22 protein-coding genes are annotated in these 23,593 nt (G+C 62.5%); 8 read left to right on the forward strand and 14 right to left on the reverse strand.

What is annotated here, in order from left to right; genetic code table 11:
* The first annotated feature begins 64 nt into the window (after positions 1–64).
* Complete coding sequence (locus BMW74_RS16365; RefSeq protein ID WP_093423325.1) at positions 65–958, forward strand: LysR substrate-binding domain-containing protein; 894 nt, start codon at positions 65–67, stop codon at positions 956–958.
* Here BMW74_RS16365 and BMW74_RS16370 read toward each other — a convergent pair.
* The 11 genes from BMW74_RS16370 to BMW74_RS16420 all read right to left on the reverse strand — a co-directional run bounded on the left by BMW74_RS16370 (position 951) and on the right by BMW74_RS16420 (position 12,686).
* Positions 951–1,514 (reverse strand): GNAT family N-acetyltransferase, encoded by a 564-nt coding sequence (locus BMW74_RS16370; RefSeq protein ID WP_093424001.1) that lies wholly within the window; start codon positions 1,512–1,514, stop codon positions 951–953. The genes BMW74_RS16365 and BMW74_RS16370 overlap by 8 nt on opposite strands.
* 14 nt (positions 1,515–1,528) lie before the next feature.
* Positions 1,529–3,784 (reverse strand): Orn/Lys/Arg family decarboxylase, encoded by a 2,256-nt coding sequence (locus tag BMW74_RS16375; RefSeq protein WP_093423329.1) that lies wholly within the window; start codon positions 3,782–3,784, stop codon positions 1,529–1,531.
* 197 nt (positions 3,785–3,981) lie between these two features.
* On the reverse strand, positions 3,982–4,740 hold the full coding sequence (dnaQ, locus tag BMW74_RS16380; RefSeq protein ID WP_093423333.1) for a DNA polymerase III subunit epsilon: 759 nt from the start codon (positions 4,738–4,740) through the stop codon (positions 3,982–3,984).
* Positions 4,741–5,100: 360 nt separating this feature from the next.
* The gene (locus BMW74_RS16385) at positions 5,101–5,874 is read right to left on the reverse strand and encodes a 1,6-dihydroxycyclohexa-2,4-diene-1-carboxylate dehydrogenase (protein ID WP_093423338.1); all 774 of its coding nucleotides are present in this window, start codon (positions 5,872–5,874) and stop codon (positions 5,101–5,103) included.
* A gap of 166 nt (positions 5,875–6,040) precedes the next feature.
* Positions 6,041–7,054 (reverse strand): benzoate 1,2-dioxygenase electron transfer component BenC, encoded by a 1,014-nt coding sequence (gene benC, locus BMW74_RS16390; RefSeq protein WP_093424005.1) that lies wholly within the window; start codon positions 7,052–7,054, stop codon positions 6,041–6,043.
* Between the two features lie 10 nt (positions 7,055–7,064).
* Positions 7,065–7,553, reverse strand: a complete 489-nt coding sequence (gene benB / locus BMW74_RS16395; protein ID WP_093423342.1) for a benzoate 1,2-dioxygenase small subunit — start codon at positions 7,551–7,553, stop codon at positions 7,065–7,067.
* A complete protein-coding gene (benA, locus tag BMW74_RS16400; protein WP_093424009.1) occupies positions 7,550–8,914 on the reverse strand; it encodes a benzoate 1,2-dioxygenase large subunit in 1,365 nt (454 codons plus the stop codon). Before benA ends, benB begins: the two co-directional genes overlap by 4 nt.
* Positions 8,915–9,156: 242 nt before the next feature.
* Positions 9,157–10,113: an AraC family transcriptional regulator gene (locus tag BMW74_RS16405; RefSeq protein ID WP_093423346.1), complete on the reverse strand. Its 957-nt coding sequence runs from the start codon at positions 10,111–10,113 to the stop codon at positions 9,157–9,159.
* Between the two features lie 142 nt (positions 10,114–10,255).
* Entirely contained in the window at positions 10,256–11,185 is a 930-nt protein-coding gene (gene catA, locus BMW74_RS16410; protein WP_093423349.1) for a catechol 1,2-dioxygenase, read from the reverse strand.
* Positions 11,186–11,236: 51 nt separating this feature from the next.
* The gene (gene catC, locus BMW74_RS16415; RefSeq protein WP_093423353.1) at positions 11,237–11,527 is read right to left on the reverse strand and encodes a muconolactone Delta-isomerase; all 291 of its coding nucleotides are present in this window, start codon (positions 11,525–11,527) and stop codon (positions 11,237–11,239) included.
* A 10-nt stretch (positions 11,528–11,537) separates the two neighbouring features.
* Positions 11,538–12,686: a muconate cycloisomerase family protein gene (locus BMW74_RS16420; protein WP_175479242.1), complete on the reverse strand. Its 1,149-nt coding sequence runs from the start codon at positions 12,684–12,686 to the stop codon at positions 11,538–11,540.
* 127 nt (positions 12,687–12,813) lie between these two features.
* Between BMW74_RS16420 and BMW74_RS16425 the strand changes: the two genes are divergently transcribed.
* A complete protein-coding gene (locus tag BMW74_RS16425; protein WP_093423362.1) occupies positions 12,814–13,695 on the forward strand; it encodes a LysR family transcriptional regulator in 882 nt (293 codons plus the stop codon).
* Here the strand turns inward: BMW74_RS16425 and BMW74_RS16430 are convergent.
* From BMW74_RS16430 to BMW74_RS16440, 3 genes are all read right to left on the reverse strand, one after another.
* Positions 13,692–13,931 carry a hypothetical protein gene (locus BMW74_RS16430; RefSeq protein ID WP_093423367.1) on the reverse strand — a complete coding sequence of 80 codons (240 nt, stop codon included), beginning with the start codon at positions 13,929–13,931 and terminating at the stop codon, positions 13,692–13,694. The genes BMW74_RS16425 and BMW74_RS16430 overlap by 4 nt on opposite strands.
* A complete protein-coding gene (gene rnhA, locus BMW74_RS16435; protein WP_093423370.1) occupies positions 13,928–14,380 on the reverse strand; it encodes a ribonuclease HI in 453 nt (150 codons plus the stop codon). Before rnhA ends, BMW74_RS16430 begins: the two co-directional genes overlap by 4 nt.
* Positions 14,381–14,468: 88 nt before the next feature.
* Complete coding sequence (locus BMW74_RS16440) at positions 14,469–15,227, reverse strand: class I SAM-dependent methyltransferase (protein WP_093423377.1); 759 nt, start codon at positions 15,225–15,227, stop codon at positions 14,469–14,471.
* Between the two features lie 65 nt (positions 15,228–15,292).
* Here BMW74_RS16440 and gloB point away from each other — a divergent pair, with 65 nt between their 5' ends.
* From gloB to BMW74_RS16470, 6 genes are all read left to right on the forward strand, one after another.
* Positions 15,293–16,060: a hydroxyacylglutathione hydrolase gene (gene gloB, locus BMW74_RS16445; RefSeq protein ID WP_093423383.1), complete on the forward strand. Its 768-nt coding sequence runs from the start codon at positions 15,293–15,295 to the stop codon at positions 16,058–16,060.
* 99 nt (positions 16,061–16,159) lie between these two features.
* Positions 16,160–17,587 carry a lytic transglycosylase domain-containing protein gene (locus BMW74_RS16450; RefSeq protein ID WP_093423386.1) on the forward strand — a complete coding sequence of 476 codons (1,428 nt, stop codon included), beginning with the start codon at positions 16,160–16,162 and terminating at the stop codon, positions 17,585–17,587.
* A 248-nt stretch (positions 17,588–17,835) separates the two neighbouring features.
* Complete coding sequence (locus BMW74_RS16455; RefSeq protein ID WP_093423389.1) at positions 17,836–19,662, forward strand: extracellular solute-binding protein; 1,827 nt, start codon at positions 17,836–17,838, stop codon at positions 19,660–19,662.
* A complete protein-coding gene (locus BMW74_RS16460) occupies positions 19,659–21,497 on the forward strand; it encodes an extracellular solute-binding protein (protein WP_093423393.1) in 1,839 nt (612 codons plus the stop codon). The genes BMW74_RS16455 and BMW74_RS16460 overlap by 4 nt, the downstream gene beginning before the upstream one ends.
* 1 nt (position 21,498) lies before the next feature.
* Positions 21,499–22,572 carry a microcin C ABC transporter permease YejB gene (locus BMW74_RS16465; RefSeq protein ID WP_093423397.1) on the forward strand — a complete coding sequence of 358 codons (1,074 nt, stop codon included), beginning with the start codon at positions 21,499–21,501 and terminating at the stop codon, positions 22,570–22,572.
* A gap of 1 nt (position 22,573) precedes the next feature.
* Complete coding sequence (locus BMW74_RS16470) at positions 22,574–23,593, forward strand: ABC transporter permease (protein WP_093423402.1); 1,020 nt, start codon at positions 22,574–22,576, stop codon at positions 23,591–23,593.

Here is a 23,593-nt window from a genome sequence, read left to right on the forward strand (position 1 = left end):
CAAGCGCGGACTTGGGTTAGGATTCAGCCACTGAATCCTTCACTGGCGGACACGGACTTCACGCATGCGTTTACGACAGATCGAAGTGATCCAGGCGCTCCTGCAAACCGGCCACCTGGGTACCGCCGCCGAGATGCTGCAATTGCCGGCCCCCGAGGTCGAAGCCAGCCTGCGCGAAGTCGAAGGGCAACTGGGTTTCATGCTGTTCGCCAGCGTGCGCGGACGCTTGCAGGCCACCTTCGAGGCGCGGGCGCTGCAGGTGCAGATCGCCCACCTGTTCGATGCCCTGGAACCGGTGCAGCGCCTGGCCGACAGCCTCAAGCAATACCAGGCGCGCCCGCTGCGCATCATCTGCACCCCGCCCCTGGCCCAGCAACTTTTGCCCCAGGGCATCGCGGCCTTGCGCCGGCGTTTTGCCGATGTCCCTTGTTCCCTGCTCAGCCAACCCACCCGCGAGATCGTCAAGAGCCTGCTGCTGCGCGAAAGCGACCTGGGCCTGAGCCTGCACGACCCGGATCACGCCGACATCCAGTGCCAGGTGATCGCCCAGGGCAAGCTCCAACTGCTGGCGCCTCACGGCTGGCTGCAACCCAAGCAAAAGTACGTCAACGTGCAGGACCTGGCCGGCCAGTCGCTGGTCGGGCTGGAAGGCCACGATCCACTGAGTGTGGTGTTCGACAGTAAATTGCGCGCCCTGCGCCCTGCCCCGGTGATCCACACCCGCGTGCAGACCCATCAGATGATGCGCAGCATGGTCGAAGCCGGCGAAGGCCTGGCGGTGGTCGATCCGTTCACCGCCATCGGCGCCCGGGCCAGCGGGCTGGACGTGTGCCCGCTGTCACCGGCCGTGCCGATCAGCCTCTATGCCCTGCGGCTGCAGAACGACACCCGCACACCCGCGCTGGACGCCCTGCTGGAAATCATCACGGCCAACGCCCAGGCCCTGCTGGCTAGCTGAACAGCCGATACCAGAACAACGCCACCTCTTGGGTGTGCGGGTCGATCCCGCGATAACGCAGGTGGTCGATACCGCCCAGCACATAGCCGCACTGCTCGTACAGCCGACAGGCGCCGAGGTTGTTGTTCTGGGTTTCGAGCATGACGCCCGGCAAGCCTTTCTTCTGGCTCCAGAACTGCGCCACGCCCAACAGCGCCTTGGCCACCCCATGCCGGCGCGCCGGGGCGTGTACCGCCAGCTCATCGACATGGGCAAAACCGTTCCAATTGGTGCTGATCACCAGGTGGCCCACCGGCTGATCATCGAGAAACGCCATGAAGATCGCACTGTCCGGCGCATCCCTGAAACTGGCGAACTCCTCCGGGTCAATGCCATAGCACTTGCGGTATGACGTGACGGCCTGCAGCGGCCATTGCGCCACCGCCGTGTCGAGTTGGGCCTGGGCGTAGGCCTTGACGTCGAAACTGAAGTCACTGCCCCAGATATAGGTGGCAAAGCCCTGGTCGGCGACGCGCACCGCCAGGCCCGGGTGCTGCGGATTGATCACCGGGTGCAGGCTGGGGAACGTCCTCATGCTTTGATGCAATCGACGGTGTAACACCGCCCATCGCCCTCGCCTTCATGTTGCAGGCCGTGCACATCGGCGACGAACCCCGGAAAACTGCTGTCAAAGGTCCGGGCAAATACCAGGTAATCGATGATCGAACGAGTCGCCTCGGTGAAGCGTTCCCCCGGCATGATCAGCGGAATCCCCGGCGGGTACGGCACCAGCATCACCGCCGCGATGCGGCCCTGCAATTGATCGATGGCGACCGCCTCCACCTCGCCCCGCACCAAGTGGTCGTAGGCGTCGGCCGGTTTCATGGCGATCTCTGGCAGCACGGTGTACATGCGCTTGAGGTGCTTGGCCGTGGCGTTGCTGCGGTAACAGGCGTGCAACTGGTCACACAGGTCACGCAAGCCCAGGCCCTGATAACGCGCCATGTCGCGCTGCGCCACGCACGGCAGGCAGGTGGCCAGACTGACGTTGGCATCGTAACTGCGTTTGAATTCCAGCAACTCGGTGAGCAGGGTGCTCCACTTGCCCTTGGTAATGCCCATGGAAAACAGCACCAGGAACGAATAGAGCCCGGTCTTCTCCACCACCAGCCCACGCTCCCAGAGGAATTTGCTGACCACCGCCGCCGGGATGCCGCGCTCGCTCAGCGCACCGCTGGCCGTGAGGCCGGGCATCACCAGCGTCACTTTGATCGGGTCGAGCAGCACGTAGTCCTCGGCGATGTCGCCGAAACCATGCCAATCGGTGCCTGGCTGCAACAGCCAGTCCGCCGTGGCCACCCGGTCGATGCCTTCCACCAGCGCCGACTGCCAGATCGAGAACCACCAATCGTCGGCCGCGATGTGCTGGCGCAGGTTCGCCAGCGCCCGGCGAAAGCTCAGGGCCTCGTCAAACATCTCCTGCAACAGCGAGCGTCCGGCCGGACCTTCCATCATGGCCGAGGCCACATCCAGGGAAGCAATGATGCTGTACTGCGGCGAGGTCGAGATGTGCATCATGAATGCCTCGTTGAAGCGATCACGGTCCAGTTGCCGCGCCCCGCCGTCCTGCACGTGAATCATCGACGCCTGGCTGAACGCCGCGAGCAATTTATGGGTGGAATGGGTGGTGAACACCAGTGGGCTGCTCGCGCTGCGCGTGGTGCCCATGCCGTAGCGCCCGGCGAAGAACTCATGAAACGCCGCGTAGGCGTACCAGGCCTCGTCGAAGTGCAGGACTTCAACGCTGTCGCCCAGGGTTTGCTTGATCAGCTCGGCGTTGTAGCACAGGCCGTCGTAGGTCGAATTGGTCACCACCGCCAGCTTGACCTTCGGCTCGCGGCCACGGGTCAGCGGGCTGGCGTCGATCTTGGCGCGGATCGACGCGGGACTGAACTCACTCAAGGGGATGGGGCCGATGATCCCCAGCTCATTGCGCTCCGGGCACAAATACAGCGGGATCGCCCCGGTCATGATGATCGAGTGCAGCACCGACTTGTGACAATTGCGGTCCACCAGCACCAGGTCGTCACGCGCGACCATGGCCTGCCAGACGATCTTGTTGGCGGTCGAGGTGCCGTTGATCACGAAGAACGTATGGTCGGCACCAAAATTGCGCGCCGCCCTGGCCTCGGCTTCGGCCAGTGGCCCGGTGTGGTCCAGCAACGAGCCCAGTTCGGGCACCGACACCGACAAGTCCGAACGCAGGGTATTCTCGCCAAAGAACTGATGGAACGCCTGCCCCACTGGGCTTTTGTGGTAGGCCACGCCGCCGCCATGCCCTGGGGTGTGCCAGGAATAGTTGGAGTCGGCCGTGTGCTGCACCAGGGCCTTGAAAAACGGCGGCAACAGGCCATCAAGGTAGCTGCGGGCGGCGCGGGCCACTTGGCGGGCGAGGAACGCCACGGTGTCTTCGAACAGATAAAGAATGCCGCGCAACTGGTTCAACTCGCTCATGGCATCGGCCGGGGCGTTTTCCAGGGTGACCTGCTCGCCCAGGGCGAAGATCGGCAGGTTCGGCGCGCGCAGGCGGGCCAGGCGGATCAACTCGACCATGTTCTGCAGCAAATGGGTGTTTTCCCCGGCGCCTTCAGCGGCAATCAACATGCAGGCCAGGCCGTGGTGAGTGGACGCCACCAGCCGCCCTTCGGCGTAGTCGGTGGCCGAGAAGATACTGAAACCTTCCTGCTCCAACTCCCTGGCAATGGCGCGAACACGATCACCGGCGACCGTGTCGGCCTTGATATCGCGATGAACGATCAGGATCGGGAACTTCAGGTCTTTGTACATGGGGGCGGGGTGTCCTGAGACGGCGATACACTCAGGGTAGAGGGGTCAGGCCTATAGCGCGAGCGCGCAATCAACAACAGTGGAGGCATGCCCCTGTGGGAGCGAGCCTGCTCGCGAAAACCGGGGTGTCAGCCAGCCCATCAATCAGTTGGCGGACCGCTTTCGCGAGCGGGCTCGCGCCCACAAGAGGTAGACGTTTAACCCTGTTCTTGCGCCTCGGCCAGTTGGGTCCACAGTGCCGGGGCGCCGGCGGACTTGGCGATGATCGCCAGGCGCACCTGGTGCTCGGCCAGTTCCGCTTCGCTGGCGCGGATGATCCGTGCCGGGGTGCGGTCGGCCGGCAGGCGGCGGATTTCGCTACCCTGGCTGCCCGAACCATCGCCCGCGCCATTGCCGTCGGACGCATTGCCCGCCAGCGACAGGCTGGTCTGGCCACCGGTCATGGTCAGGTAGACGTCGGCGAGGATCTCGGAGTCGAGCAAGGCGCCGTGCAGTTCACGGCCGGAGTTGTCGACGCCGTAGCGCTTGCACAAGGCGTCGAGGCTGTTGCGCTGCCCGGGGTGACGCTCACGGGCCATCAGCAAGGTGTCGAGGATCGAGCAGTGCTGGGTGATGTCCGCCCGCTCGTGCTGGCCCATCAGCGCGAATTCGTTGTTGATGAAGCCAACGTCGAACGCCGCGTTGTGGATGATCAACTGCGCGCCCTTGATGAATTCGAAGAACTCATCGGCCACTTCGGCAAAGCGCGGCTTGCCCACCAGGAACTCGTTGGTGATGCCGTGGACGCCAATCGCGCCCTCGTCACTTTCCCGGTCAGGTTGCAGATAGACGTGGAAGTGCCGGCCCGTCAGGCGTCGACCGATCAACTCGACGCAACCGATCTCGATGATCCGGTGGCCGTCGGTCACCGGCATGCCGGTGGTTTCGGTGTCGAGCACCACCATCCTCTGAGCCATCTGTGTACACCCCTTGAACGTAACGTTTTGCGTAAGGCGGCGATGTTAACACAGAGCGCGAAGCGGCTCAGCCAATGCCTGGGGGCTAAGCAGGACCCTGTGGGAGCGGGCTTGCCCGCGAAGAGGCCGGCACAGCCAACAACATCATCGACAGACCCACCGCCTTCGCGGGCAAGCCCGCTCCCACCCTGGTCCACGGTGAACACCCATCCCGTGTCAGGCCCGGATTCCTTGAGCGAGGCTTGCCCGCGAAGGCGGTAAACCTGACGACATTGATGTTGGATGGACTGGCCGGTTCGCGGGCAAGCCTCGCTCCTTGGGCTCAACCCATTTTGTGTATGCGGGCTCAACGACCGGGGATCAGCCCTGGTCACCGCCGCCCACGGGCATCACCAGGCCGGTGATGTAGGCCGCATCGTCGGAGGCCAGGAACAGGATCGGCTCGACCTGTTCGTCGATGGTGCCGTAGCGTTTCATCAGCGTGCTGTCGACGGTCTGATCGACGATTTGTTGGTACCAGACCTTCTCCTCGGGGCTCTGCTCGGCGCTGTTGCGCGGAATACGCCGTGGCGGGGCTTCGGTGCCGCCTGGGGCAGTGGCGTTGACCCGCACTCCGCGCTCGGCGGTTTCGAAGGCCAGGCACGCGGTCAGGGCATTGACCCCGCCCTTCGCCGCGCCATAGGGCACTCGGTTGACACTGCGGGTGGCAATCGACGAGACGTTGACGATCGACCCACTGCCCTGCTCCAGCATGAACGGCAACGCCGCATGGCAGCACCACAGGGTCGGGAACAGCGAGCGGCGGACTTCGGCTTCGATCTCATGTTCCTGGTAGTGCTCGAACGGTTTGGCCCAGATGGTGCCACCGACGTTGTTGACCAGGATGTCGAGCCGGCCAAAGCGCTCGACAGCGGCCTGCATCACCCGGTTGCATTCGGCGTACTGCTCAAGATCAGCCGTCAGGGTCAGCACTTGGGCGTGCTCGCCCAGCAGCGCCTGCAACTCGAACACCAACTCGGAGCGGTCGACCAGCACCAGCCGTGCGCCTTCGGCAGCCATGCGCTCGGCCACGCGCCGGCCAATGCCCTGGGCCGCGCCAGTGATCAGCGCGACTTTGTTCTCGAATCTGTGCATTTCAATCCCTCAACCTGTGTAGCGCTAACACTTGCCATGGCACAAATCCCTGTGGGAGCGGGCTTGCCCGCGAAGAGGCCAGTACCTTCAACATTAATGCTGGCTGTGCTGACGCCTTCGCGGGCAAGCCCGCTCCCACAAGGGACTGTGTCGACATCGAAGTCCTTTACGCCGCACTGGCAGCAAATTTCTCGTAGTAGAAGTTCTTCGGCGCAATCCCCTGTTCGCGAATGTACTGGCTCACCGCCTCGACCATCGGCGGCGGGCCGCAGAGGTAGACGTCGACGTCGCCTTCGTTCAGGTGCTTGGGCTCGATGTGCTGGGTCACGTAGCCCTTGAGCGGGTGGACGCTGTCGGGGTTGGCCACACAGGCGCTGAAGCTGAAGTTGGGGATGCGGGCCGCCAGGTCTTGCAGGCGATCGAGTTCCACCAAGTCAAAATCATTGGTCACGCCGTAGATCAAGTGCAGCGGATGCGCGCTGCCCTGGTCGGCGATCTTTTCCAGCATCGCGGTGAACGGCGCCAACCCGGTGCCACCGGCCAGCAGCAACAGCGGACGCTGGATCTCACGCAGGTAGAAGCTGCCCAGGGGACCGGCCAGGTTCATGCTGTCGCCCGCCTTGGCCATGCCCGTGAGGAAGCTGCTCATCAAGCCGCCGGGCACATTGCGGATCAGGAAGCTGACCTCGCCATCGCGCTGCAACGAGCTGAAGGAATAGGCGCGGGTCTGTTCGCTGCCAGGCACGCTGAGGTTCACGTATTGCCCCGGCAGGAACGCCAGCTTGCTCAGGGCCTCGCCCTTGATCGACAGCGCGATGGTGCTGTCCGACAGCTGCCGGACCTGGCTGATCGCTGCGCTGTAGCTGGCCTGCTGGGTCTTGCACACGTCCGAAGACACCGGCACGCGCACCACGCAGTCGCTCAAGGCGCGCATCTGGCAGGTCAGCACGAAGCCCTGTTCGGCCTCGTCGCTGGTCAGTGCGTCTTCGATGTACTCGTCACCCAGCTCGTAGCGCCCGGCTTCGGCAAAGCACTTGCAGGTGCCGCAGGCGCCGTCGCGGCAGTCCAGTGGGATGTTGATGCCCTGGCGGTACGCGGCATCGGCCACGGTCTCGCCCGGATTGGCATCGACAAAGCGGGTAACGCCGTCTTCAAAGTTGAACGCAATGGAATGAGTCATGACCCCGACCTCACAGGTGGTAAACATCGATGACCTGGCGAACGTAGTCGTTCTTCAGGATCACTTTCTTGGCCTTGATCAGCGGGCTGTCGCCGCGCACATCGAGGGTGTAGAAGCTGGTGCCGAAGTAGCTGTCGACGGTCTTGTAGCGAAAGCTCAGGGTGTGCCAGTTGAAGCGCACCGTGCACTGGCCGTCGGCTTGTTCGATCAGCTCGATGTTGCTGATGTTGTGGGAAGTCCGGGTGTCCGGCACGCTGGCGCTGGAGCGCTCGGTCTTGATCCGGAAGATGCGGTCTTCCAGGCCGGTGCGGTTGCCGTACCAGATCAGCGAGATTTCCCGCTGCGGGTCTTCGGTCAGCTCATCGTTGTCGTCCCAGGACGGCATCCAGAAGCTGGCGTCGGCGGCGTACAGCTCCAGCCAGTTGTCCCAGTCCTTGTCGTCGAGGTAGCGCGCCTCGCGGTAGAGGAAGTCGCGCACGGCTTCATACGTAATGCTCATGCCAGTTCCTCCACCTTGATCAACGCCGACTGCTCAGCTTCGAGGGCCTTGAGCATGGTTTCCTGCCAATATTTGTGTTGCAGCACGAACAGACCTTCGTCTTCAGTGCGCACGCCGCTGAGCAGCGGGTGCAGGTCGATTTCCTTGGCCGCCTCGTCAGCGCCCTCGACCCAGTGCTCGGCACCGCGGGACATGTCGTTCCAGGCGCTGGTGCTGCCCATGTAGCCCATCTGGCAGGAGCGGAACTCTTCCAGGTCGTCGGGCGTGGCCATGCCGCTGACGTTGAAGAAGTCTTCGTACTGGCGGATCCGGCTCGAACGGGCCGAGTCGCTTTCACCCTTGGGGGCGATGCAGTAGATGGTGATTTCCGTGCGATTGACCGAGATCGGCCGGGCGATCCGGATCTGCGAGCTGAACTGGTCCATCAGGTACACGTTGGGGTACAGGCACAGGTTGCGCGAGTTTTCGATCATCCAGTTGGCGCGGGCCTGGCCGAAGTCGCGGGCCAGTTCATCACGGCGCTCGTAGAGCGGACGATCCTCGGGGTTGGACCAACGGGTCCAGAGCAGCATGTGGCCCTTGTCGAAGGAGTAGAAGCCCCCGCCCTGCTTGGCCCAGCCGCCGGCGCTCATGGTCGGCGTCTCGTCACCGGCTTCGCGCTGCTTGCGTTGGTTCTGGGTCGCGGCGTAGTTCCAGTGCACGGAGCTGACGTGGTAGCCGTCGGCGCCGTTCTCGGCGGTAAGCTTCCAGTTGCCTTCGTAGATGTAGCTGCTGGAGCCACGCAGGACTTCCAGGCCATCGACGGACTGGTCGACGATCATGTCGATGATCTTCGCCGACTCACCCAGGTGCTCGACCAACGGCACGACGTCCGCCTTGAGGCTGCCGAACAGGAAGCCACGGTAGGATTCGAAACGCGCGACCTTGGTCAGGTCGTGGGAGCCTTCACAGTTGAAGCTCGCCGGGTAGCCCGCTGCCGAGGGGTCTTTGACCTTGAGCAGCTTGCCGGAGTTGTTGAACGTCCAGCCATGGAACGGGCAGGTGTAGGACGACTTGTTACCGGTCTTGTGCCGGCACAGCATCGCGCCACGGTGGCTGCAGGCGTTGATGAAGGCGTTGAGCTCACCGTCCTTGTTGCGCGCAATGAAGATCGACTGGCGGCCCATGGTGGTGGTGTAGAAGTCGTTTTTGTTCGGGATCTGGCTCTCGTGGGCGAGGTACAGCCAGTTGCCTTCGAAGATGTGTTTCATCTCCAGGTCGAACAGGCGCGGATCGGTAAACATCTCGCGCTTGCAGCGGTACAGACCCTGTTCTTTGTCATCTTCGAGCAGGGAGTGAAGGTATTCGGGTCGCAGGGACATGGCCGCCGCCTCCATTGTTTTTATTCAGGCAAGGCCCATGCTAGGCCGGACAATGGAGGGGCAATATCCGCTTCGTGCAGATCACTATCCGTTTTGTGCAAAGCCTTCAGGCATAGCTTCTCACCCTGTGGGAGCGAGCCCGCTCGCGAAGGCGGCTATACGTTCAGCATCCTTGTTGACTGACACACCGCTTTCGCGAGCAGGCTCGCTCCCACAAAAAAGGGAGGGGCCTGCACAGCGTGTCAATGCCGGCGCTTGAGGGTGTCGGACGGCAACTCGCCAAACTGCTTGCGGTAGCTTTCGGAGAACCTTCCCAGGTGCAGGAAGCCATAATCCATGGCCAGTTCGGTGACGTTGCGCACCGTGCAGGTCGGATCGACCAGGCAGGCCTTGACCCGCTCCAGCTTCTTTTGGCGGATGTAGTTCTTCGGCGTGGTCGCGACATTGCGCTCGAACAGGCTGTAGAGCGAACGCAGGCTCATTTGCGCCTGGCGCGCCAGTTCTTCGCTGCAAATGTCCTGCTTGAGATTGTGTTCGATGTAGTCGGCGATCAGCTCGAAGTTCGCCGAACTGGAGCCCAGCTCGGTGCGCCGGACGTTGGTTTTCATCAGGCTGAGCATCTTGCTGACGATGATCTGCGCGTAATGCTCCTGGATGCGCGGCATGCTCTGGCTGGCCTCGGCCTCCTGGCAGATCATGCCCAGCAGGTTGACGAAACCTTCCAGCTCATTGAGCTGGTAGCGGTTCTCCAGAAAACGCACGCCCTGCCCTGGATGCAGCCAGCGCTGGTCCTGGCACACCGACTCCAGGAGGCTGGCGGGCATTTTCAGGATGAATTTTTCGCAGTCGTCGGAATAGGTCAGGTCCACCGGATCATCCGGGTTGATCAGCAACAACTCGCCGGGGGCGAAGTAGTGCTCCTGCTTGTGCCCGCGCCACAGGCAGTTGCCCTTGAGCAGCACCTGCAGGTGAAAAATGCTCTCCAGCGCCGGCGAGGTGACCCGCACGCTGCCACCATAGCTGATACGGCACAGGTCAAGACTGGCGAACTTGCTGTGGCTGAGACTGGCCTGCGGGCTGCCACTCTTGGGCAGGCGAATACAGTGGTTACCCACGTGCTGATTGACGTAACCCGACACCGCATAGGGGTCGGCCTGCGCAAATACACTGCTGCGCTCACTCAAGAGATGCGCTTGCATACCGGTCACTCTCATTATTTTTATAGGCTGCGCAGGGCTGCTCGTGGCGCCCTGCTCAGGCAAATCAGGCCTGGGCATTCTACACAGCGCAAAGCCACGAGATAACCAATTGGCTATCTCGTGGCTCGATTCTCGCCTGGAATCAGTCTTCCAGTGCGCGAACCCGCTCGATACGCTGCTGCTCTTGCGGCTGCGCCGAGGACTGCAGGGTGAAATCGAACTCGATCTCGGCAAAGCGCCCGGTCACGCCATGGGCCGCTGCGCGCTGCTGGTCGTCGCTGAAGGTGATCTTGGCGATCAACTCGTCGCGGGTCGCATAGGCGAAGTCATCGTGCAGGTACTCATCGCCATCCAGGTTGATCTGGGTGGTCAGGTGGCGATGGTCGTCTGCCGAGATGAAGAAGTGGATGTGCGCCGGACGCTGGCCGTGGCGGCCCAGTTGGTCGAGCAGTTGCTGGGTTGGACCGTCCGGTGGGCAGCCGTAGCCCGACGGCACGATGCTCTTGAAGCGATAGCGGCCTTCGGCATCGGTGACGATACGGCGGCGCAGGTTGAATTCCGACTGGCTGCCATCGAAGTACGAGTAGGTGCCGCCGGTGTTGGCATGCCACACATCGACGATCGCGCCAGCCAGTGGCGCACCATCGGTGTTCTTGACCTGGCCCTGCATGAACAGCACCACGCCCGGGTCAACGCCGTCATCCAGGCGTGCGAAGCCGTCGGACAGCGGCGCGCCGGCCACATACAGCGGGCCTTCGATGGTGCGCGGCGTGCCGCCGGACTTGCCGACCTGCTCGTCTTCGGCGTCCATCAGCAAGTCCAGGTAGTGTTCCAGGCCAAGGCCGGCCACCAGCAGACCGGCTTCCTGGCGCGTGCCCAGCACGTTGAGGTAGTTGACGGCCTTCCAGAACTCTTCCGGGGTCACAGCCATCTCTTCGATGATGTTCACCGAGTCACGCAGGATGCGGTGGATCAGCGCCTTGGCGCGCGGGTTGCCGGCATCGTTGTGCAGGCCGCTGGCTTCTTCGAGAAACTTCTGGGCGTCGGCAGTATGGGAAATCTTGACGGTCATGATTGGATCCTCATCTTGTAGTTATTGGAGTACGTAACAAGCAACAACGGCTCAGCGATCGTCCTCATGAATCGAGGAAGGATGCCTGCACATCGCGCTCACTTCGATAGCCATGTACGGATAAAGCGGCAATTGCATCAGCAGGTCATGCAGTTCCTGCACACTGTCGACGTCGAACACGCTGTAGTTGGCGTACAACCCGGCGATGCGCCACAGGTGCCGCCACTTGCCCTGCTCTTGCAGGCGCTGGGCGAGGGCCTTTTCATCAGCCTTGAGCTTGGCGGACTGCTCGGGATTCATGTCGACCGGCAGGTTCACGGTCATTTTTACGTGGAACAACATGCGTTTCTCCTCAGGCGAAATGAGTGGCGGTAGCGGTTTTATCACGACGGAAGAACGCCAGGCGCTCCTCGTCCAGACTCAGGCCAAGGCCCGGCTCGCGGGAAACATGCAGGTGGAAGTCGCGGTACACCGGCGCTTCAACAAGGATGTCCTCGGTCAACAGCAGCGGGCCGAACAGCTCGGTGTCCCAGCTCAGTTTGTTCAGGGTCAGGAACGCGTGGGCCGACGCCAGCGTGCCAACCCCGCCTTCGAGCATGGTACCGCCATAGAGCGCGATCCCCGCTGCCTCGGCAATCGCCGCCGTCCGCAGCACCGCACGCGGGCCACCGTTCTTGGCGATCTTCAGGGCAAACACCGAGGCCGCACCTTCGCGGGCCAGGTTGAAGGCATCCTCGACACACTCGATGGACTCATCGGCCATGATTGGCGCCGGGCTGATGGCATTCAAGCGCACCATACCGGAGCGGTTGTTGCGCGACATCGGCTGCTCGATCAGGTCGATGCCGTTCGTCCCCAGAATGCGGCAGGCACGCACGGCCACGGCCTCATCCCAGGCCTGGTTGACGTCGACCCGCACGCTGGCACGGTCGCCCAGGGCTTTCTTGATCGCAATCACGTGGGCCAGGTCACGGTCGACTTCACCGGCGCCGATCTTCAGCTTGAAGATGCGGTGACGGCGCAGGTCGAGCATTTTCTCGGCTTCGGCGATGTCCTTGGCGGTGTCGCCACTGGCCAGGGTCCAGGCCACCGGCAACGAATCACGTACCCGTCCACCCAGCAGTTCGCTGACCGGCAGGCCAAGGCGCTTGCCCTGGGCGTCGAGCAACGCGGTCTCGACACCGGACTTGGCAAAGGTGTTGCCACGAATGCTGCGATCCAGGCGCTGCATGGCCGCGTTGATGTTGCACGCGTCCTGGCCCAGCAGCAGCGGGGTGAAATGTTGGTCAATGTTGGTCTTGATGCTGTCCGGGCTTTCATTGCCGTAGGCCAGGCCACCGATGGTGGTCGACTCACCGATGCCTTCGATACCATCGGCGCAGCGCACACGGATGATCACCAGGGTCTGGTTCTGCATGGTGTGCATGGCCAGCTTGTGCGGGCGGATGGTCGGCAGATCGACGATGATCGTCTCGATCGATTCAATGGCAGAAGAAAGCATTTCCATACCCGTCAGGTTCTTGAAGTTCTAGGACGGATTCTCATACGGCTTTTTTTAAGGTTCCAATATAGAATTGGTCTGGATCGATACCTTTAAGGTATTTATGACCGTCGACGGTGGAGGGCTCATGGAGCTGCGTCATCTGCGTTACTTCCAAGTACTGGGGCAAACCCTCAATTTCACCCGTGCCGCCGAGCGCCTGCACATCGCCCAGCCACCGCTGAGCCGGCAGATCCAGCAGTTGGAAGACGAGCTTGGCGTGATCTTGCTGGAACGCGGTCGGCCGTTGCGCCTGACCGATGCCGGGCGATTCTTTCTGGAGCACTCCACGGCACTGCTGGAGCAACTGAACAAGGTCTGCGACAACACCCGGCGCATCGGCCTCGGCGAGAAGACCTGGCTGGGCATCGGCTTTGCCCCGTCGACCCTGTATGGGGTGCTGCCGGAGCTGATTCGTCGGCTGCGCAGCAACGAAACACTGGAGTTGGAGCTGGGCCTGTCGGAGCTGACCACCCTGCAACAGGTGCAGGCGCTCAAGGCGGGACGGATCGACGTGGGGTTTGGACGGATTCGTATCGATGACCCGGCCATCATCCAGACCGTACTCAACGAGGACCGGTTGGTGGCGGCGTTGCCCAGTGGTCACCCATTGCTGGGGCGCCCTATCAGCCTCACCGAACTGGCCAACGAACCCTTTGTACTCTACCCCGGCAATCCGCGCCCCAGCTACGCCGACCACGTGATCGCGCTGTTCGAGTCCTACGGGGTGAGCATCAAGGTGGCGCAATGGACCAACGAATTGCAGACCGCCATCGGCCTGGTGGGTGCCGGCATCGGCGTGACCCTGGTCCCGGCCTCGGTGCAACTGCTGCACCGCGATGACATCGGCTTCACCCCGGTACTGGAAAGCAACGCCACCTCGCCGATCATCCTCAGCCAACGAGTGGGCGACGTCTCGCCGGGACTCAAACACTGCCTGCAGATGATCGAGGCACTGCGCAGCTTTTAACAATCGTTGGTAAAGCTGATAAAGATGCCGGGCGGGTCGATTGATAAGGTGCGCTCCAGCATTCCCGCCCCGGAACCCAACACCTCATGACCACCACCTCGCCCTTTGTTGCCCTGCCGGTTGCATTGCTGCTGGTCGGTAGCCTGCACAGCACCCGCGTCCGCGGCGTGCTGAAGGATCAGGTTCACTCGGATCGAATACAACACCTGAGGGGCCAGGCCGCGCAGCGCCTTCAATCCTGCTTGTAACCCCGCACATCATCCACACCACGGTTAGCCAGTTGGTCAGCCCGCTCGTTGCCCGGGTGACCAATGTGCCCACGCACCCACTTCCAGGTCACGTTGTGGCGATTGACCTGCTCATCCAACAACTTCCACAAATCAGCGTTCTTCACCGGCTCTTTCGCGGCGGTTTTCCAGCCGCGCTTCTTCCAGTTGACCATCCACTCGTTGATGCCCTTCATCACGTACTGTGAGTCGGTCACCAGCAGCACGTCGCACCTGCGCTTGAGCTCCTCCAGGCCACGAATCGCGCCCATCAGCTCCATGCGGTTGTTCGTGGTATTGGCCTCGCCGCCCCACAACTCTTTTTCAACGCCCTTGCACACCAGCAGTGCACCCCAGCCGCCGGGGCCCGGGTTGCCCTTGCAGGCGCCGTCGGTGAAGAGTTCTACGCTATCGCTCATGCCAATCTATCCAGAAAAGTCTGTGGCTTGCCGGTGCGGGACCGACAACGCCCGAGGCCGGGAGAGCCCGGCCGGGGAAATTAAAATGTTATTGCTTGCTGTCGCGGCGATTGACCTTGGCCATCGGCAACGGAATCAGCTTGCCCATCGGCGCGCGGGCCGTTTGGCGGACCGGGCGCAAACCCACGACAATCTTGCGCGCCACCAATAGATAGAAGCCACCGCCGGACAGTTGCCAGTCACCGGCCTTGCGTTCCCAGCCGCTCAAGCGTGCTTGCCAGGCCGGGGACGCGAGCGGCGGACGATAGCATCCGAAGCGGCGTTTCTCCAGCGCAAAGCCCAGCAGGTTGAGCCAGTCAGCGACCCGCGAGGGGGAAATGCACCGTGCCTGGCGCAAGGCATCCTGGGCGAACACATGGCGCAGGCCCCAGGTGCTCCAGGGGTTGATGCCAATGATCAGCAAATGCCCGCCGGGACGCACGGCGCTGGCTGCTTCGCGCAGCAGGCCATGGGGCGACAGGCAGAAATCCAGCCCATGTTGCATCACCACCACATCGGCGGCGTGCTCGCTCAGGGGCCAGGCCTGCTCCTCGCAGACGATCTCGACCCCCGGCAACGGTGCCCCGAGCCGCACATTGCGCTGCACTTGCGGCGCGGCAGGCGGGGTTTCGGCGGACGGGCCGTAATGCACCAGGTAACCGCCGAAGAACCGCCCCAACTCGTCTTCGAGCATGCGCCGTTCTTCATTGAGTAAACATTGGCCGACCGGACCTGATAGCCACTCACGGGCTGCGCCAATCAGTGCGAGCCAGTCCGGATCTGCCTGAGCGAACGCTTTATCGGTCATTGCATTCTCCAACTCGCCAAGAAGCTCTAAGATGCGCCATTGTTTTCTTCTTGGCGAATCCCGCGATGATACAGATCAGTGCCCTTCCCGCCTTCACCGACAACTACATCTGGTTGTTACAGGATCATCACAGCCAGTGCTGCGCCGTGGTCGATCCGGGTGACGCCGCCCCGGTGCAGGCCTGGCTGGCGCAACATCCACAGTGGCGACTGAGCGACATTCTGATTACTCACCATCACGCTGATCACGTCGGTGGCGTCGAACAGCTTAAACAAGCGACGGGCGCCAAGGTCTACGGCCCCGCCAATGAACACATCCCGGGGCGCGACATCGCCCTGAACGATAACGACCGCGCCAGCATACTCGGCTGCGAGTTCGAGGTCATTGCGGTGCCCGGTCACACCCTGGGGCACATCGCGTATTACCACCATGGCCTGCTGTTCTGTGGCGACACCCTGTTTGCCGCCGGCTGCGGGCGCCTGTTCGAGGGTACGCCAGCACAAATGCATCACTCCTTGAGCCGTCTGGCTGCGCTGCCCGAAGACACGCTGGTGTACTGCACCCACGAATACACCTTGAGTAACTTGCGCTTCGCCGTTGCCGTGGAGCCGGACAACGCCGATATTGCCGAACGGTTCAAGAAGGTTTCCCAGTTACGCGAAGACGGGCACATCTCATTGCCCTCGACCGTGGCCCTGGAGAAGCTGACCAACCCCTTCCTGCGTACCGGTGAAACATCTGTTAAACAAAAAATAGACGAACGGGAAGGCACCGATAACCGGGCTCCGGGTGAGGTCTTTGCGGCTCTGCGGGCTTGGAAGGATAGGTTCTAAGCAGGGCCACCCTTGGCCCAAAAATTCTGAGTGGTTGACCGCAGGGGGTGCGCTTTCTAGAATCGCCCGACATTTTTGCCCGGAACTTACTTCCAGCCAATGTCGTCATCTATTCGTAAATCTATCCATTCAGACGCATTGACCCGCCTGGCTCAAGCCATCGCGGTGGCTGTGTCCGCGATCCTGGCGGGCTGCAGCACGACTGGCCAGGCGCCGCAAACCGACGCGACCCACACCCTCGCCACCCGCGCCAAGCAAAAGCCGATCTGGCTCAGCGAAAAACCCAGCCCGGAAGTCCCGCAGGACGTCTGGGAGCGCATGCGCCAAGGCTATCAATTGCAGGACGGGCTGGGCGTGAACCCACGCATCGAGCAACAGCGCCTGTGGTTCGTCAGCAACCCGCGCGTGCTTGAAAGCGCCAGCGAACGCGGCAGCCTGTACATTCATTACATCGTCGAACGTCTCGAAGAACGCAACATGCCGCAGGAACTGGCCCTGCTGCCCGTGATTGAAAGCTCCTACAATCCAATGGCCTACTCACCGGCCAACGCCTCGGGCCTGTGGCAGTTCATCCCGTCCACCGGGCGCTACTTCAACCTGCGGCAAACCCGTTTCTATGATGGTCGCCGCGACATTACGGCGTCCACGACCGCGGCGCTGGACTACCTGACTCGCCTGCATGACATGTTCAACGGCGATTGGTTGCTGGCCCTGGCCGCCTACAACGCCGGCGAAGGCACCGTCAGCCGGGCCATCGAGCGTAACGAGAAGCTCGGCCTGCCCACCGACTACTGGAACCTGCCGCTGCCCGCCGAGACCCAGGCCTACGTGCCCAAGCTGCTGGCCCTGTCGCAAGTGGTGCTGTCGCCAGAAGCCTACGGGGTGAACCTCAACCCGATCGCCAACGAACCGTACTTCCAAGTCGTCGAAATCAACCAGCGCATGGACCTGTCCAAGGTCGCCGCGGTGGCCAACATCGACGAAGACGAACTGTTCCAGCTCAACCCGGCCTTCAAGCAACGCACCACCATCGATGGCCCCCAGCATTTGCTGGTGCCGACGTCCAAGGCGCAGCTGTTGACCGCCAGCCTGTCGACCATGAAGCCGGAAGACCTGATCAGCAAGCGCGCGTTCAAGCCGGTGTTCGAAGGTTCCAACACCCCTCAACTGACCTCGGCCAAGCGCAGCTACCGGGTCAAGCGCGGTGACAACCTGACGTCCATCGCCAAGGCCAACAAGGTCAACGTCAAGGACCTGCAACACTGGAACCAACTGACCGGCAAGGACCTCAAGGTTGGCCAGACCCTGGTGATGCAAGACACCCGCAAGCGCACCAGCGGACGCGTCAACACCGTGGTGGCGGCCAACAGCAAGAAGCAGACCCAGTACAAGGTCAAGCAAGGCGACTCGCTGTACATGGTGGCCAAGCGGTTCAACGTCGAGATGCAACACCTCAAGCGCTGGAATCCTCGCGTTGGCCAGGCCCTCAAGCCAGGGCAGATGCTGACGGTCTACTCGCCGCATTAATACCGCCTGCGAGACCACCAACCACCTGTGAGAGCGAGCCTGCTCGCGATAGCGCCCGTTCAGTCGATGCGGTTAGTGGCTGATACACCGCCTTCGCGAGCAGGTTCGCTCCCACAAAGAGCAAAGCCGCGCCTAGCAGCCTGAGGCAAGGCGCAACAAGCTTTCAGGCGCCACCTTTTTCCTGCCCAGACAAGCTGTTACTGTACGATCCACTAAGCCCAAGCCGCCTGGATCGGATCCCTGACGTCATGCGTCTCCTCCTGCTCCTAATCAGTCTGGCCTTGAGCTTCCCCGCAAGCGCGACGATCAGCGAAAGCCATGGTTATGCGCAGTTCGGCACCCTCAAGTACCCAGCCAAATTCACCCACTTCGACTGGGTAAACCCGCAAGCGCCCAAGGGCGGCACCTTGCGGGTCATGGCATTTGGCACCTTCGATACGCTCAACCCCTACACCTTCAAGGGCACCAGCCCGGTGTCCACCGCCAACTTCGCGCAATACGGCATCAATGAACTGAACGAGCCCTTGATGGTCGGCACCGGCCAATATGCGCCCTCGGGCGACGAGCCGGCCGCCAGCTATGGCCTGATCGCCCAATCGGTGGAGTACAGCGAAGACCGCAGTTGGGTGGTGTTCAACCTGCGCCCCGAAGCACGCTTTCACGATGGCACGCCGATTACCGCCGCCGATGTCGCCTTTTCCTACCGCCTGTTGCTCAAGCAAGGCCACCCGCAATACCGCACCAGCCTGCAGGAAGTGCAGCGGGTCGACATTCTCAACCCGCTGCGCATCCGCTTTGTGTTCAAGCGCGCCGGCAACCCGCTGCTGATCCTGCGCCTGGGCGAGTTGTCGGTATTGCCACAGCACTACTGGAAAGACCGCGACTTCAAGGCCACGACCTTCACCCCGCCCCTGGGCAGCGGACCGTATCGCATTACCCAGGTGCAGCCGGGCCGCAGCCTGGTGCTGGAGCGGGTCAAGGATTACTGGGGCAAGGACCTGCCGGTCAATCGTGGCAAATACAACTATGATCGCGTCGAAGTCGAGTTCTACCGCGACAGCGACGTGGCGTTCGAAGCCTTCAAGGCCGGCGAATTCGACATTTACATTGAGCACCAGGCCAAGAACTGGGCCAATGGCTACAACTTCCCGGCGGTGCGCCGTGGCGAGGTGATCAAGGCGCAGATCGAGCACCAGATCCCCACCCAGACCCAGGGCCTGTTCATGAACAGCCGACGCGCGATCTTCAACGACGACAAGGTGCGCCAGGCCCTGGGCCTGATGTTCGACTTCGAGTGGACCAATCGCGCGCTGTTCAATGGCGCCTACAAGCGGGCCTTGAGTTACTTCCCCAACAGCGAATTCTCGGCCAGCGGCCTACCCATCGGCCACGAATGGCTGATGCTCTCGCCCTACCGCAATCAATTGCCGGCCAAGCTGTTTACCGCCCCCTTCAGCCTGCCGCAGACCAACGGCCGGGGCATCCCCCGCGCCACCCTGCGCGAGGCACTCGGCCTGCTGGCCGAAGCCGGCTGGAAGCTCAACGGCCAGCGCCTGCAAAACGCTGCGGGGCAGCCGCTGCGCTTCGAACTGCTGCTGGTCAATCCGAACCTGGAGCGCATCCTCCAGCCGTACACCGAAAACCTCGCCAGCATCGGCATCGACGCCCACCTGCGCACCGTGGACCGGGCCCAATACAAACAACGCCTGGATCAGTTCGACTTCGACATGATCCTGATGACCCTCGACCAGACCTTGAGCCCGGGCCTTGAGCAGTGGCAGTACTTCCACTCCAGCCAGGCCCAGGTCAAGGGCAGCAAGAACTACGCGGGTGTCGCCAACCCCGTGGTCGACCACCTGCTGGAGCAACTGCTCGCGGCCCGTTCACGGGATGAACAGTTGGCGGCTGGCAGGGCACTGGACCGAGTGCTGCTGTGGCAGCACTACATCATCCCCAATTGGTATATCAATTATCATCGCCTGGCGTACCGCAACCGGTTCGCCTTCGTCACCACGCCGCCCTACACGTTGGGGTTGAACGCCTGGTGGCTGAAGACTTCGGAGAAAGCCCAATGATGTCCTTGCGTACCCTGCTGGGTCTGGTGTTGACCGGCATCGCCTGCGTGGCCCACGCCGCCCCGCAACATGCCCTGACCCTGTACGACGAGCCGCCCAAGTACCCGGCCGACTTCAAACACTTCGACTACGTCAACCCGCAGGCCCCCAAGGGCGGCACCTTCCGCCAGGCCGGGTTCGGTGGCTTCGACAGCCTCAACCCGTTCATCAGCAAAGGCGTGCCGGCCAACGACATCGACCTGGTCTACGACACCCTGGCCCGCCAGAGCCTGGACGAACCCTTCACTGAATACGGCCTGCTGGCCGGCAAGATCGAACGGGCCCCGGACAACACCTGGGTGCGTTTCTACCTGCGCCCCGAAGCCCGCTTCCACGATGGCCAGCCGGTGCGTGCCGAAGACGTCGAGTTCAGCTTCCAGGCCCTGATCAAAGACGGCTCGCCGCTGTACCGCATTTACTACGCCGACGTGACCGACGTGATTGTCGAGGACCCGCTGCGCGTGCTGTTCAAGTTCAAGCACAGTAACCGCGAGCTGCCGCTGATCCTCGGCCAACTGCCCGTCCTGCCCAAGCACTGGTGGCAAACCCGCGACTTCAGCAAGGGCAACCTGGAGATCCCGCTGGGCAGCGGGCCGTACCAGGTCACCCAGGTCAAGGCCGGGCGCTCGGTACGCTACGAGCGGGTCAAGGACTACTGGGGCAAGGACCTGCCGATCAACCGCGGCTCCTTCAATTTCGATGTCATGACCACCGACTACTACCGCGACAACACCGTGGCCCTGGAAGCCCTCAAGGCGGGGCAGTTCGACTACTGGCTGGAAATCAGCGCGAAGAACTGGGCCAACGCCTACAACACCCCGGCCATCACCGAAGGCCGGCTGATCAAGGAACAGATCGCCAACGGCAACCCCACCGGCATGCAGGGCTTTGTGTTCAACCTGCGTCGCCCGCTCTTCCAGGACATACGCGTGCGCGAGGCCCTGAGCCTGCTGCTGGACTTCGAGTGGACCAACAAGCAGCTGTTCAACGGCGCCTACACCCGCACCCGCAGCTATTTCGAAAACTCGGAAATGGCCGCCACCGGCCTGCCCGACCCGGAACAACGGGCGATCCTCGACCCACTGCGCCAACAGCTCCCGGCCCAGGTGTTCAGCGAGGCATTCGAGAACTCGGTGTCCGACGGCAGCGGCATGATCCGCGCCCAGCAGCGCCGCGCCTATCAACTGCTGCAGGAGGCCGGCTGGCGGATCGTCGACGACAAGATGGTCGACACCACTGGCAAGCCGGTGAGCATCGAGTTCCTGCTGGCCCAGACCGAGTTCGAGCGCGTGCTGCTGCCGTTCAAGCGCAACCTGGCGGACCTTGGGATCGACCTGGTGATCCGCCGGGTCGACGTCTCGCAGTACATCAACCGCGTGCGCTCGCGGGACTTCGACATGATCGTGGGCAGCTTCCCGCAGTCCAGCTCGCCGGGCAATGAACAGCGCGAGTTCTGGAAGTCCGAGAGCGCCGACAAACCCGGCAGCCGCAACACCATCGGCCTCAAGGACCCGGTCATCGATCAACTGGTCGAGGGCCTGATCAACGCCGATTCACGCAAAAGCCTGGTGGCCCATGCCCGGGCGCTCGACCGAGTGCTGCAATGGGGCTACTACGTGATCCCCAACTGGCACATCAAGACCTGGCGCGTGGCCTACTGGAACCACATCGGCCACCCGAAGGTTTCGCCCACTTATGACCTGGGCATCAACACCTGGTGGATCAAGCCCGACGCCACGCCTGCCATTGAAATCCTGACTGAACAGCAAGCCGAGCCTGAAGGCGTGGAGCAATAAGATGCTGGCGTACCTATTACGGCGACTGTTACTGATCATCCCGACCCTGTTCGGCATCCTGCTGATTAACTTTGTGATCATCCAGGCCGCGCCCGGGGGCCCGGTGGAGCAGATGATCGCCAAGCTCGAAGGCTTCGAAGGCGCCACCAGCCGCATTGCCGGTGGCGGTGCCGAGGTCTCGGTGGCCGGTTCCAGCTATCGCGGCGCCCAGGGCCTGGACCCGGCGCTGGTCAAGGAAATCGAGACGATGTACGGCTTCGACAAATCGGCGCCGGAACGCTTGTGGATCATGGTCAAGAACTACGCCCGCCTGGACTTCGGCGACAGCTTTTTTCGCGACGCCAAGGTCATCGACCTGATCAAGGAAAAGATGCCGGTGTCGATCTCCCTGGGGCTGTGGAGCACCCTGATCATGTACCTGGTGTCGATCCCCCTCGGGATCGCCAAGGCCACCCGCCACGGCAGCCACTTCGACGTCTGGACCAGTTCGGCGATTATCGTCGGCTACGCGATCCCGGCGTTCCTCTTCGCCATCCTGTTGATCGTGGTGTTTGCCGGGGGCAGTTACCTGAACTGGTTCCCGCTCCGGGGCCTGACCTCCAACAACTTCGACCAACTGAGTCTGGGCGCCAAGATCCTCGACTACTTCTGGCACCTGGCGCTGCCCGTGACCGCCCTGGTGATCGGCAACTTCGCCACCATGACCCTGCTGACCAAGAACAGCTTCCTCGATGAAATCAACAAGCAGTACGTGGTCACCGCCCGCGCCAAGGGCCTGACCAAACACCGCGTGCTGTACGGCCATGTGTTCCGCAACGCGATGCTGCTGGTGATTGCCGGCTTCCCGTCGGCCTTCATCGGCATCTTCTTCACCGGATCCTTGCTGGTGGAAGTGATCTTCTCCCTCGACGGCCTGGGCCTGATGAGCTTTGAAGCGGCGATCAACCGTGACTACCCGGTGGTCTTCGGCACCCTCTTCATCTTCACCCTGATGGGCCTGATCGTGAAACTGATCGGCGACCTGACCTACACCCTGGTCGATCCGCGCATCGACTTCGAACACCGGGAGCATTGAGATGAACCTGTCCCCGCTCAATCGCCGGCGTTTCGAGCTGTTCAAGTCCAATAAGCGCGGCTGGTGGTCGCTGTGGCTGTTCCTGATCCTGTTTGGCGCCAGCCTGGGCGCCGAGTTGATCGCCAACGACAAGCCACTGGCGGTGCACTACGACGGCCAGTGGTACTTCCCGGCCCTCAAGCGCTACCCGGAAACCACCTTCGGCGGCGAGTTCCCCCTGGAGGCCAACTACAAGAGCCCGTATATCCAGGAACTGCTCAAGGCCAAGGATGCCTGGACCTTGTGGGCACCGATCCCGTTCAGCTACCAGAGCATCAACTACGACCTCAAGGTCCCGGCCCCCGCCCCACCTTCGGCGGACAACCTGCTGGGCACCGACGATCAGGGCCGTGACGTGCTGGCGCGGGTGATCTATGGCTTCCGGGTCTCAGTGCTGTTTGCCCTGACCCTGACCATCCTCAGTTCGATCATTGGCGTGATTGCCGGCGCCCTCCAGGGTTTCTATGGCGGCTGGGTGGACCTGGCCGGGCAACGCTTCCTGGAGATCTGGTCCGGCCTGCCGGTGCTGTACCTGCTGATCATCCTGGCCAGCTTCGTCCAGCCGAACTTCTGGTGGTTGCTGGGGATCATGCTGCTGTTCTCCTGGATGAGCCTGGTGGACGTGGTGCGCGCCGAGTTCCTGCGCGGGCGCAACCTGGAATACGTGCGCGCCGCCCGGGCCCTGGGCATGCAGAACGGTGCGATCATGTTCCGCCACATCCTGCCCAACGCCATGGTCTCGACCATGACCTTCATGCCGTTCATCCTCACGGGGGCGATCGGCACCCTGACCGCGCTGGACTTCCTGGGCTTCGGCCTGCCACCCGGCGCACCGTCCCTGGGCGAACTGGTGGCCCAGGGCAAGTCCAACCTGCAAGCGCCGTGGCTGGGCATCAGCGCCTTCGCGGTGCTGGCGGTGATGTTGAGTTTGCTGGTGTTTATCGGCGAGTCCGCTCGCGATGCCTTCGACCCGAGGAAGTGA

Source organism: Pseudomonas sp. ok272 (genome assembly GCF_900109995.1).
Taxonomy (GTDB): domain Bacteria; phylum Pseudomonadota; class Gammaproteobacteria; order Pseudomonadales; family Pseudomonadaceae; genus Aquipseudomonas.